Annotated in this window: 10 protein-coding genes and 4 pseudogenes; 4 read left to right on the top strand and 10 right to left on the bottom strand. The window is 38.2% G+C overall.

The features are described 5' to 3' along the window. Nucleotides 1–2 precede the first annotated feature (2 nt). Entirely contained in the window at nt 3–1283 is a 1281-nt protein-coding gene (gene tyrS / locus AC2IP4_RS04205) for a tyrosine--tRNA ligase (protein WP_130048214.1), read from the bottom strand. 357 nt (nt 1284–1640) lie between these two features. Between tyrS and AC2IP4_RS04200 the strand changes: the two genes are divergently transcribed. Continuing rightward, on the top strand, nt 1641–2411 hold the full coding sequence (locus tag AC2IP4_RS04200) for a nucleotidyltransferase family protein (RefSeq protein ID WP_486306624.1): 771 nt from the start codon (nt 1641–1643) through the stop codon (nt 2409–2411). An 81-nt stretch (nt 2412–2492) separates the two neighbouring features. Here AC2IP4_RS04200 and AC2IP4_RS04195 read toward each other — a convergent pair whose 3' ends face one another. From AC2IP4_RS04195 to AC2IP4_RS04180, 4 genes are all read right to left on the bottom strand, one after another. Beyond that, the gene (locus AC2IP4_RS04195; RefSeq protein ID WP_486310740.1) at nt 2493–2882 is read right to left on the bottom strand and encodes a group II intron maturase-specific domain-containing protein; all 390 of its coding nucleotides are present in this window, start codon (nt 2880–2882) and stop codon (nt 2493–2495) included. A gap of 29 nt (nt 2883–2911) precedes the next feature. Further along, nucleotides 2912–3355 carry a reverse transcriptase domain-containing protein gene (locus AC2IP4_RS04190; protein WP_486310579.1) on the bottom strand — a complete coding sequence of 148 codons (444 nt, stop codon included), beginning with the start codon at nt 3353–3355 and terminating at the stop codon, nt 2912–2914. 48 nt (nt 3356–3403) lie between these two features. Then, nucleotides 3404–3670, bottom strand: a complete 267-nt coding sequence (locus AC2IP4_RS04185; RefSeq protein ID WP_375320921.1) for an RNA-dependent RNA polymerase family protein — start codon at nt 3668–3670, stop codon at nt 3404–3406. Nucleotides 3671–4788: 1118 nt separating this feature from the next. Further along, nucleotides 4789–6390 carry a methyl-accepting chemotaxis protein gene (locus AC2IP4_RS04180; protein ID WP_375320922.1) on the bottom strand — a complete coding sequence of 534 codons (1602 nt, stop codon included), beginning with the start codon at nt 6388–6390 and terminating at the stop codon, nt 4789–4791. Between the two features lie 89 nt (nt 6391–6479). Here AC2IP4_RS04180 and AC2IP4_RS04175 point away from each other — a divergent pair. The 3 genes and pseudogenes from AC2IP4_RS04175 to AC2IP4_RS04165 form a co-directional block, all read left to right on the top strand. Then, nucleotides 6480–6999 (top strand): annotated as a pseudogene (locus tag AC2IP4_RS04175) (transposase); the annotation flags it as partial. Nucleotides 7000–7494: 495 nt separating this feature from the next. After that, nucleotides 7495–8376 carry a hypothetical protein gene (locus AC2IP4_RS04170; protein WP_375320923.1) on the top strand — a complete coding sequence of 294 codons (882 nt, stop codon included), beginning with the start codon at nt 7495–7497 and terminating at the stop codon, nt 8374–8376. A gap of 283 nt (nt 8377–8659) precedes the next feature. Further along, entirely contained in the window at nt 8660–8851 is a 192-nt protein-coding gene (locus AC2IP4_RS04165) for a transposase (protein ID WP_375320924.1), read from the top strand. 244 nt (nt 8852–9095) lie between these two features. Here the strand turns inward: AC2IP4_RS04165 and istB are convergent. From istB to cydH, 5 genes and pseudogenes are all read right to left on the bottom strand, one after another. Continuing rightward, nucleotides 9096–9855 (bottom strand): annotated as a pseudogene (gene istB / locus AC2IP4_RS04160) (IS21-like element helper ATPase IstB). A gap of 109 nt (nt 9856–9964) precedes the next feature. Next, nucleotides 9965–10462 (bottom strand): annotated as a pseudogene (gene istA, locus AC2IP4_RS04155) (IS21 family transposase); the annotation flags it as partial. Nucleotides 10463–10618: 156 nt separating this feature from the next. Beyond that, complete coding sequence (locus AC2IP4_RS04150; protein ID WP_375320925.1) at nt 10619–10819, bottom strand: hypothetical protein; 201 nt, start codon at nt 10817–10819, stop codon at nt 10619–10621. A gap of 223 nt (nt 10820–11042) precedes the next feature. Further along, nucleotides 11043–11267 (bottom strand): annotated as a pseudogene (locus AC2IP4_RS04145) (reverse transcriptase domain-containing protein); the annotation flags it as partial. Nucleotides 11268–12123: 856 nt separating this feature from the next. Next, entirely contained in the window at nt 12124–12213 is a 90-nt protein-coding gene (gene cydH / locus AC2IP4_RS04140) for a cytochrome bd-I oxidase subunit CydH (protein WP_105055118.1), read from the bottom strand. Between the last annotated feature and the right edge of the window lie 151 nt (nt 12214–12364).

Below are 12364 nucleotides of genomic sequence, written 5' to 3'. Positions count from 1 at the left end.
TTCTATTTCCAAACGTATAAATTAAACAGTTTTTTACCACGCTTAATTACGCTGTATTTACCGAATAATGCGTCTTCTTTCTTAAGAACAACTTCAGAATCAGCAACTTTCTCACCGTTTACTGAAACTGCACCATTACCAATAAATTCACGCGCCATCTTATTCGATTTTGCTAGTTCAGATTGAGTCAGAATTTCAACGATAGTTTGCTCAGAAGCGTCAAGCTCAGTCGTTGGCAGACCATCTTGCGCTAGTTGTGCTAAATCAGTTTCAGTTAGTGATGCTAGGTCACCTGAGAACAGCGCTTCTGTAATACGGATAGAAGAAGCTAAACCTTCCTCACCGTGAACCAAACGAGTCACTTCTTTAGCAAGTACGCCTTGACCAGCAGGACGGCCTTGAACACTCTTGTCACTTTCTTCAATTGCAGCAATTTCGTCTACAGATAGGAAAGTGAAGAAACGTAGGAAGTTATATACGTCAGCATCCGCAGTACCCAACCAGAATTGGTAGAAAGCGTATGGTGATGTTTTGCTTGGGTCTAACCAAATTGTACCTGATTCAGTCTTACCAAATTTAGTACCATCTGATTTAGTTACTAGCGGTAGCGTTAAACCAAATACTTTATTGCGGTTCATACGACGAGTTAGATCGATACCACCAGTGATGTTACCCCACTGATCAGAACCACCAATTTGAAGCGTACATTCTTTTGCTTTGTTTAGCGCAGCAAAGTCATACGATTGAAGTAGCATGTAGCTGAACTCAGTAAATGAGATACCAGAACCTTCACGGTCGATACGTTGTTTTACTGATTCTTTTTGAATCATTGCATTTACGCTGAAATGCTTACCGATATCACGCATGAATTCGATTACATTGATTTCACCAATCCAATCTAGGTTATTCACCACTTCTGCGCCATTTTTCTCTTCTGTAAACTCAACAAAAGCAGAAACTTGAGCACGGATTTTATTAACCCAATCACCAACAACATCAGAGGTGTTCAATTGACGCTCTGCCGCTTTAAAGCTTGGATCACCAATTAGACCTGTTGCACCACCAACAAGTGCTAATGGCTTATGGCCCGCTTGTTGAAAACGCTTAAGAACTAACAAAGGTACTAGGCTACCAATATGTAGGCTGTCTGCTGTCGGATCGAAACCACAATAAAGAGTACGACAGTCAGTAGAAAGGTGCTCAGCTAATTCTTCGTCTGCTGTGCACTGTGCAATAAGCCCACGAGCTTTTAAATCCTGCAATAATTCATTTGTTGCTGTCATAGATAACCTACTTGTACTCTAAATTTAGGTATAAAAAAGAAGACTCGATTTTACACATTTAGCCGCTAAATAACAGACTTTGTGAGTAAAAAGCCACTTTGAACTAATATCTATTTTATCTCCCCATTTGATTAACAATTTCCTAGTTACAATTGCTTTCAATTTCAAGAAGAAAAAGTTCAAAAATTGACCTTAATTTAACGTCAAGAATTGTAATTCTGTGATGCTTAACTCAAACAAAAACAATGTTATTTTTGAAAGCTTGAATCTGCTATCTACGCCCATATTTCTTTTATAGGTGTTGCTAATATACGTTTACTTAGTTGCTATTTCTTTCTATCTTGCTAAGGAAAAAGAATGAAAAAGTTTGCCCGTGCCGCCGTCTTAATGGTCCTTGTCTTTGGACGACCTCAAGCACAAGCTTCATCATTAATTGAGTTTATTGAACCTGATTATCAAGAAGCAAATCAATCAGAAATCGATCACCAACATGTCCTTCACAGCCTAAACGGTCTACTTTCAATTCAAAGTTGGAACCATTTCTCATCCCAACCTTATGATGATTTTGATATTTTGAACTCTAAAGCTCATCAAGCTCAGAGAGAATTAGAAAACATCTGTAAAGAGACCGCATTAATGTCTAATGCTCAATCTCAATTTGCCGGTGTAAAAAGCTCAGAACGCGCACTATTGAAAATTGAACAAGAGCTCAATGGTCAAGTAAATAAACTAACGGATATCGCAAGAGCAACCGTTGTTGCTGACTCTATCCCTGATTTAATTACTGCTTACGAGTCAATAAACAGAGAAACAACAGTACTCAGTGTCACGAACCGTTTCGCTCAACCAGCAAAGTCAGGCTATCGAGATATTAAATTGCTCGTAGAATTGCCTAAAACAAAATTAGTTGCTGAGATACAACTGCACTTAAAAGAGATCGCTATGGTCAAAAACGGAGCTGAGCATAAATTGTATGAAGAAATTCAAGCGATTGAACGCTTAGCTCTAGTTGATAATCGAGAATCAACCCAATTCGAACAAGCTCGAATCAACAAGCTAAGAACTTTATCTCAATCCTTATATGCTGATGCATGGGAAGGCTACCTACCAACTAAAGCACAAGCCTAAACATCGAGTAGGGTGAGGCGTTACCGCCTCATCCCTCTCACAGAACCGTGCGTACGGACCTCGTACACGGCTCCTGCTTACTTATATTCGTATGTGAGCACTTTTCCGACACTTACTCGTTTCAAGATTAAATACTCCTAACTCGGTAAACCACTGATTTGGCATAGCATAGCTCGCTAGTGGACTCTTTGACGAGTTCCATACTCGCATGTTGATGCATTTGAAGGGCGGTTTGTAACCATGCTGCTTTAACCATCGATGAAGCCTTAACTGGATACTACGAAGTCGCCTTCTTATCCAAACTGCTAATGCTTTAAACTGCTTACTGGCATTGGCTATCCGAAAGTATTGGCTAAAACCACGCAACAGAGGATTTAGCTCTTTGATTACCTGTAATAGTGGCTTACCACCATTCCTTCGGGTTAAATCTCGAACTTTATCTTTAAAGGCCTTTAATTTCTTAGCTTGAATTTGAGTATATCTACTCTTTATTTCTACACCTAAAAACTTAACGCCCTTATCGCTGTGTGCATGTGGCTTTTATCTTTGTTGGTCAACAACTTGAGTTCGCCCTCTAGGATTTTTTCCGCCGTCTCATAAGCATTTTCCGCTGCCTTTTTCGAACGGCATAAAATCAAAATGTCATCTGCATAGCGCACCATGCGATGATCTCTTTTCATCATTTGTTGATCGAATCTATCGAGATAGATATTGGCAATAAGGGGGCTAATTACGCCACCTTGCGGACTGCCTATCGTCGTCGGCTCGTATGTCCCATTTATCATTACTCCACTCTCGAAAAACTGCCTGATGAGTTTTAGGATACTTCCATCTGTTACTCGTCTCTTTATGCTCTCAATTATCAAGTCATGATCGAGCATGTCGAAGCATTTCGATAAATCCATATCAACGACATATTGTCGTTGATATTGTCGGATAAACATTGATGCTTTATTGATTGCATGGTGGCAACTTCGCCCTTTTCTGTATCCCTAGCTTGACGGATGAAAGTTTGGGTCCAAAATGGGGTCAAGCACATCAACGATGGCTTGTTGTACAATGCGATCTCGAACCGTCGGAACACCTAATAAACGAATTCCACCGCCATCTTTGGGTATTTCTCCCCGTTTAACAGGTTGAGGTTGATACGTTTTAAGGCTTAATTCCTGATGAAGAGCCGTTAAGTTTTCTACTAAACTTTGTTCAAAGTCACTCAGGCTCTGCCTGTCTATTCCGGCCGCACCTTTTGCTCTTTTCACTTGTTTAAATGCATTATATAACCCCTCAAATCAAGTAGGCGTCCATATAAACTGTAGAATTTTCTCATCGTTTCTCTATCAATTAAGTGCGCTATTATTTCGTATTTTCTTGTCTGTATGGTGAGTGTCATCACTGGTTTAAGGCGTTCTAGCCAGTTGGCAATCTACCTCAGGGACCATGATTACTCCTCTGTACGGCTCTTGGTATCAGTCTACTTATTCCTAAATAACCAAATCCAGATGTCCTATTTCGCCAAATAGCTTGTGTACTCATATAGCGTTGTTAATATGAATAATAGTCTTTAAGTAAGCTTCCCCCTTCGCAACCAATTGCACTTTTGGTAACAATTGACTCTAATCAGACACGCTGCTGATAGTCGGCTTGGTTTTATCCTCCACACCATTACTGGCTTTCATCGGCCTAGCCTTACTCACTACTACGGGTTCATCTGCCACCTCACACCAACACTATTCTTGAGTCACCTCTTGATATAATGCTTCCAGCTGATAGCTGGATCTGATGCCAGGCTTCCCCAGTTATTGCACTGACTCCCTGTTAGATATCCCACCCTCAAGCACAACATTGGTCTGACTAAGTATCGGGCTTCGCGCTATTTCGGACGCTTACCCACCAAATGCTGCCGAAACAGGTTACGGTTAGTTGTGTACATCTAATTTCCTATGGCTTCCTTCAGACCCCACCGTTGGCCAGTGACGCCCTTGCCATTCAGATTGTCTTCCCCTTAGTCGGGGTGACTCTGCTTTCTTACAAGCAGACGGGTTTGCCAGCTTTGCTGGGCAAACAAAAAAAGGCCGCTAAATTTAGTAATGCCGATCAGTTAGTCACTTTATTGAGTAATTATGCACTATTTATTCAATGTCTAATAGATATGGCAAAGTACCCGTTAAGAGAGTGAAAGATAGATACAACAAGGGCCCCAGAATGATTGTAATAAATTCGTCTGAAGCCCTGTTTTTATTGATGTTCACTTAACTGACTGGCATTAGCTAAATTTAACGACCTTTGCTGCGATTCTTACTACGGCTGTTATGGTAAATTAGCACTAAGTGTCGTTACGTTAAATCAACGAAAAAATGCACACCCCTTACAATGGGGATTATGATTTATCCACCTTAAAAAATCCCAATTCAGCATTAAGCTCTTTCGTCACTTCGACTACCGATTCGTTGGCTTTAACTAAGTTGTCAACTCCTTCAATATTCTGCTGAACCAATACACTCATATTTTCAAGTTGATTAGAGATATCAGCGGTTACAGTACTCTGCTCTTCTGAAGCAGTAACTAAGATAGAGTTCACATCCGAAATGATCGATACCTTTTCGGATATAGCGTAAAACGATTGAATGAGTTGGTCTGTCGTGGACTGAGTTAAGCTCATCAAATCCACATTTCGGCCCATTGATTCATCCGCTTGCTTTGATTGGTCTTGAAGCTGTGTAATAATTTCTTGAATATCAACCGTTGATTGTTGAGTTTTCCCCGCCAACGCTCTAACCTCATCAGCGACAACAGCAAAACCTCGCCCTTGCTCACCGGCTCTAGCTGCCTCTATCGCAGCATTAAGAGCCAATAGGTTGGTTTGCTCTGAGATATTATTAATCACATCCACGACACTACTAATACTCTCCGAATGATCTCTAAGTAAACTAACAATCGTCTGTGTTTCTGATATTGATTTAGATATCTGCTCGGTGGTGTCGGTGGAGTTTTTAAGAGAGCTCTGACTCACCTGTATAATATCGTTTGCTTCCATTGCTAATTGCTCAGCTCTTTGAGCGTTGTCGGCAACGTCTCTTGCCGTTAAAGATATTTCTGTAGAAGCGGTTGCAATCTGCTCAGCATACGACAATTCATTTAAAGCGTTAGCCTGACTGATATCAATGAGACCAATAGACTGTTCTTGCTTTTGATTAATCGTCCACATATTGGAATTAACTTGAGATAAGGTAGCGTTCAGTTTCAAAGCTAAACTAGATAATGATTCAGAAATTGTATCTAATTCATTATTACTTTTTTTCAGTTTAACTTGAGATAAATCCCCTTCAGAAAGAGAGTTAATCCAATTCAAAATTAAGGGTAAATTTCGAAACTCTCTCCTCATAATAAAGATCATAACAAAAACAAATAAAACACAAAGCAAGACAATCCCCATCAAAGAACGCCACACGCTACCTTCGATTTCTTTTCTTATGTCTTTAGTTTTAATACCATTACCCATGAGCCAGCCCCATCCACTCGTTTTTAATGCAACACTGTTAACATCTTCCACCACGCCATCAGTAGTAAGTTCCCATGTATAATTTACTACGTCAGAGCCTCTCTTGTTAGAAAGGTTAGATATCAAGGCACTCTCAGTTTCCTGACCTGAAATATCAGCAAATAGCTTACCTTGAAATTGAGGATCATTAGGCGTTGAGAGAAAACGTAACGATTCATCATCCCCTCTCGACGCAATCCAAACATACTCAACATCCGAATAATTAATCCCCGTCAAGATCTCTAAAGCAATATGTTTAGCTTGTGACTCGGACAAATAACCACTTTGCGTTAACTGCTCTAGTTTAGAGACTACTTGACCTTGTATATTTAAAATTTGTTCAACTCTAACTTTATTTTGCTCAGACAATAAGTTAAATGAAGAAAAGGCACCATACGAAACCAAAATCACAGAAAGAGCAACACACAAAAACACCAACATTATTATTATTCTTTTAAGCACAGTATAGACCTTCACATAAATAAGCCCTATCCATAGTAAGATAGAGCAGGGATAGAGAGAACATTAACTTAAACACTCAATATAATCGTCGTTGGAAGCTTCATTTTGCTAAAAAAGACAAACAATGTAAAACCGACGATGAACTATCTTGGTCGGTATTTAAAACAGCCACCAATTTCAGCGTCACGCTTAAGTCATTACGCCAAAGGCGGAATGATAACGTTTAATTATTTAGACCATCGAACAGGAGCAACAGACAGCCTAACATTATCACCAGAAGAGATGATAAGACGGATAGTAGATCACTATCCTGATAAACATTTCAAGATGATCCGATACTATGGTTTTTTATCAATGCGTCGTCGTGGAGAAGCTCTGCCTAGAGTTTATGCAGCTTTAGGTATGACAATAGAAGCTGAGCCGAAAATGCCAGAGTATGCCGCAATGTTAAAAGGATATGTAAAAGTAGATCCGTACGAATGTATTTTATGTGAAAGTCGTCTGGTGTTTACGAATTTCCGAGTCGGAAATTCGGTCAATGATTTAGTCACCCATGCGATAGTCCAGTCAGAATTGAGGGCAGCATAATAAGGTTTGTAGGATAAGTGTATCTAAAACTCATGAAATAGGGCTAAAACAGTTATAAAAGCCCCGATAATTATATTTTCGATACCTTTTAAGAAAACAGCGATGGTGAAATTGGCTTTTTAGACGGGCCAACGCTAACTCATCAACATTCAAATTCCTTAGATTGTGACTGTTATTATGAGGGGTTATCAATTAAATATAACCATAAAAAATAAATATCGCGATCTCATTCACTTAATAAATTCCACCTCTCACCTTATGTAAAGAATAATGATTACTTAAAAGTGTAGGTCGATATTGCTGTTGCTCTCAACTTTGAAATTCCTGTCCATTTTAATAAAACTGTATATTGGCCATTTTTTGTAATAACCCCAAAACCTGTAAAATAAAGCAGCTTTCAATAAGATGAAAAATGTAGCATATATATAATAATATCGTTCAATTTAATTTGAATGATTAGGATAATAATATAAAGTTAATAAATAAGGTGAAAATATGAGAAACATCGCGATATATGCAGCGTTATTTTTAAGTTTTGGTGCTAATGCATCTGACCTTTCTAAAATTGAATATTCAGATATATTGTCTCTTCCTGACTGTAATAATTTAAACGAAGAAATATTAAATGGGAAGGTTGAATATAGTTGTATTGATTATAATTATATTTATGAGAATGAAACTGAGGAGTATGAAAAATTCTCTGTTAATAAAACGCCTGATTACATAAATTTTAACAATAAAAGTACTCAGTTTATTTTGAATAATAAAGGTGGGTATTTTGCCCGACTGATTGTTGAGCATGATTGGTATGATGAGAGTACAGGAGATCGTTATCGTCATCGAAATGTAACAAACTCAATTTCTGTAGGGAATAAAACTAGTATAGCGGTAGGCAGAACGGTGCCATATGCAGAGGTTACCGTTCAAATTAGGAAACTTGAAGGATGGAGACCTATTCTAACCGACCGTATATATCCTTTACAAAATAAATGGTTTAATTCTAACAGTAATATAAATCAAATGCAGTGGGATGTTTGGGGAACGGTATTCAATGCTCCTCATCGTCAGGTTCAACCAGCGGGTACATATAATTATATTGAGACTAACTATGTAGTTCTTTACGGTAATGTTCTTAATAGTGATTGGCTTGATAAAGGTTTAGCTATTTTAACAACATCAGATATTGCCGATTTAAATACTGAAGATATGTCGTATATCAATGATCGTATCAAAGCATGGAGTATACCAAAAGGCTGGACCGTTCGTTTTTATGAAGATCCTAATTTTCAGGGTAACTTTTGGACACGTCAAGGCGGACGAGGGGATGAGGTTGAACTAAGGGACAAAATTAGTTCAATACAGATATTAAGTAAATAAAAATTATACGGCATAATTTTATATCTTAATAAAGTATTACAGCTAAATCTGGAGCCTATTGCTGGTTCCGGATTTTTTATATTAAATAAACTTGAGTATCTTAAAAAGAGGCGTCCCTATTTATGTAATGCCGATCGTTTAAGGTACTTGAACGATCGGCATTAGAGCAATACGCAGGGCTTAAATCCATTATGACTATTTTTGCCCATCCCCCGATATGTAGTGGTCTAATAGTTCCGGACACCTCTATAAGTTTTTAGTTATTATGTCGCTAGAGGTGAATATGAATAAGAAAAATACACGTAGAACGTTTACTCTTGAGTATAAACAAGATGCAGTTAAATTAGTTACAGAGCAAGGCTATTCAAGACAGAAGGCAGCTGACAGTTTAGGTATCTCATTAAGCGCTATCACTACCTGGGTTAGGCAAGAATCACCAATAGGTGATTCAAAGAAGCTAAATCAGTTACATTAAACCTTTCAGAACGCAGTGAATTAGAGCGCTTAAGAAAAGAGAATCAACGCTTATTGATGGAGCGCGATATTCTAAAAAAGGCCGCAGTCTTCTTTGCGAAAGAAAACGGATAAGATACCAATTTATTCAACAGCATAAAGAAGACTGGCCAATAACAATACTTTGCGCGGTCATGAATGTAGGTACGAGTTCTTTTTACACATGGTGTCAACAACAGCTGAAAATTGATCCACCCTTTACTTATTTACGATTCTAAAATACCGCTTTTTCTCTTTGCTCTTAACCTATAACTGTCACCATTCAACTGTAATACATGTGAATGATGAAGTAGCCGATCAAGCATAGCTGCTGTTAATGTCGCATCATCTGCAAAAGTATTTGGCCAAATGGTAAATTACTTGTCAAAATCAAACTTCCTTTTTCATAACGTTTTACTATGACATTAAAAAATAAGTTAGCTTCTTCTCTTCCGAAAGGTAAATATCCAATCTCATCAATGACGAGCAATTGTGGACCCATAATTACTCGTTGCATAAAATGTTTTAATTTATCTTGTCGTTTAGCGCTGCTTAGCTGCAACATCAAATCAGCTGCGGTTATAAAGCGAGCCTTCCTTCTGAATTGAATTGCTTTATAAGCTAGTGCTATAGCTAAATGTGTTTTTCCTGTGCCACTCGCCCTAAAAGAATAATGTTCTCTGTTTTATCTATGAATGATAAGGAACTTAAGTCCATTAAGGCTTTTCTCGGCACTCCCGTTGCGAATTTAAAATCAAACTGTTCAAGCGTTTTAAGGCTTGGAAAACCAGCCGTTTTTAGTAGCATATCCTTAGCTCGAAGCCTCTTAGCATCTACCTCATGCTTAAGAAGAGCATAAAGAAAATCAGCATTACTGGATTTCTCTTTAATGACTTTTTAAGAAATGCTTGGCCATTCATGGCCAATGCTTTTCAAGCCAATTTCATTACATAACTCAAGAATTTGTTCATATTTGGTACTATTCACTAGCTTAATACCTCTTCATAAACTGACATTGGATGCTGAAACGAGTTAAAGTTTGCAGGAGGAACGATTTGAATCGTTTCGTATTCATCTTTTTGAATATTGTTATGCACTAATTGAGGTAGCGGTAAAAAGTTTTCTTGTTCTATAACAAGTAATTCAGATGGTTGCTCCTTTATTGTTCCATGTATGCGTTGATGAGCAATATCGGCAAGCCAAGGGCCAACCTTTGCATTTGCAATAGATACATCGAGTGTTAAATTTGACTGCTTCAACGATGCTGTCAATGGAACAATAAAGCTATTTTTTAAGTAATGGTTAATCGTTCAACTTTCCCCTTTGTTTTTGCTCTGTATGGTTTGCAGGCTTTTAATTGAAACCCATACTCAACAGAGAGTTCCAGCATCTTATCATTCCATTTATGATTACCTTCACCGTAGCGATTTCTCTCAATTACAATAGCTTTTTCGTTATCACAAAGGACCTGCTTTGGAACGCCACCAAAAAAGTAAAATGCTTCAGTTAAACCATCAATCCAAGCATTTGTTTTCTCATTATAATAAAATTTAACGAAACAAGCTCTAGAGTATCCAAGCGTAGCAACAAACGCATCTACATTAAAACCCATACTACAGCCTTTTCAAAAATAACGGAGGACTATTCTATATTTTTATTTACAACTGGTGAATCTTTAACAAAGGACTCACATTAGAGCTATCACATCTTAGGGCAGAAATAAGTTAGGAAGAAATATAAATAAGTACGTTTATTCTATCGATTTCCATTTCCCCAACTCTTTTGTTGCTAACCATTTCTCACCTACATCATAAATCTCAATGCTTTCCATATTCATTGGGGCCATTGACGATGAAGAACGTTTAGCTGCTCCAATATTTTTCATGAAAATACTTTCACAATGTAATAACTCTTTTTTAGAGTTAAGGTATTTAACTTTAAACACTGGCATTATTATTCCTTTACTAATTTCCACACCCAATCTATTAAACTAAACTGGACCCATTTTCTCTTTATATTGCTTAACAATTCTAATCACCGTTCTTGCAGAGACACCGACTAGCTTAGCGGTAGAATTAATACTCAATTAATTATAGACACGCCTCCAGAGCAAGAAAGTATCCAGTTTCATGTGTGTAAAATCAACTCAGAGACAGGGCAGCGTGAAACGTGGGGAGGGGACTAATTACGCCACCTTGCGGACTGCCTATCGTCGTCGGCTCGTATGTCCCATTTATCATTACCCCACTTTCGAGAAATTGCCTGATGAGCTTTAAGATGCTTCCATCGGCCACTCGTCTCTTTATGCTGTCAATTATCAAGTCATGATCGAGCATGTCGAAGCATTTCGATAAATCCATATCAACGACATATTGTCGGATAAACATTGATGCTTTATTGTATACAACCCTCTTAAATTGAGCAGACGGCCATATAAGCTGTAGAATTTTCTCATCGTTTCTCTATCAATTAAGTGCGCTATTATTTCGTATTTTCTTGTCTGTATGGTGAGTGTGTTTCATCACAGATTTGAGACGTTCTAGCCAGTTGGCAATCTACCTCAAGGTCTGTGATTACTCCTCTGTACGGCTCTTGGTATCAGTCCACTTATTCCTAAGTAACCAAATCCAGATGTCCTATTTCGTCAAATAGCTTGTGTACCCATATAACATCGCTAATATTCCGTAATAGTCTTTAAGTAAGCTTCCCCCCTTCGCAACCAATTGCACTTTTGGTAACAATTGACTCTAATCAGACACGCTGCTGATAGTCGGCTTGGTTTTATCCTCCACACCATTACTGGCTTTCATCGGCCTAGCCTTACTCACTACTACGGGTTCATCTGCCACCTCACACCAACACTATTCTTGAGTCACCTCTTGATATAATGCTTCCAGCTGATAGCTGGATCTGATGCCAGGCTTCCCCAGTTATTGCACTGACTCCCTGTTAGATATCCCACCCTCAAGCACAACATTGGTCTGACTAAGTATCGGGCTTCGCGCTATTTCGGACGCTTACCCACCAATGCTGCCGAAACAGGTTACGGTTAGTTGTGTACATCTAACTTCCTATGGCTTCCTTCAGACCCCACCGTTGGCCAGTGACGCCCTTGCCATTCAGATTGTCTTCCCCTTAGTCGGGGTGACTCTGCTTTCTTACAAGCAGACGGGTTTGCCAGCTTTGCTGGGCAAACAAAAAAGAGCAATCAACATTACATTGATTGCTCTTTTCATATATATATCTGCTATTTATTCATGCCATCAAAACTAAACTTCCAAAGAAAGCTAATCCCGAAAACACAACTATAGTTGTAATTAAAGCAAACTTAAAATCACTATCCATAACGACTCCTTGTTTTATAAGTAACAAAAATTTAACAGTAATTTGAAGTATCTTCAAGGAATCAGGTTAACTAAGCCATCAAGTTGGTATTAACATCACAATGTCTACATAATACGTTAAATATGAGTACAAAATATCATCACAAAATTTA

The sequence above is a fragment of the Aliivibrio thorii genome (assembly GCF_057368585.1).
Note: the sequence above shows the minus strand (reverse complement) of the source record. Positions and strands in the feature narration are given on the sequence as shown.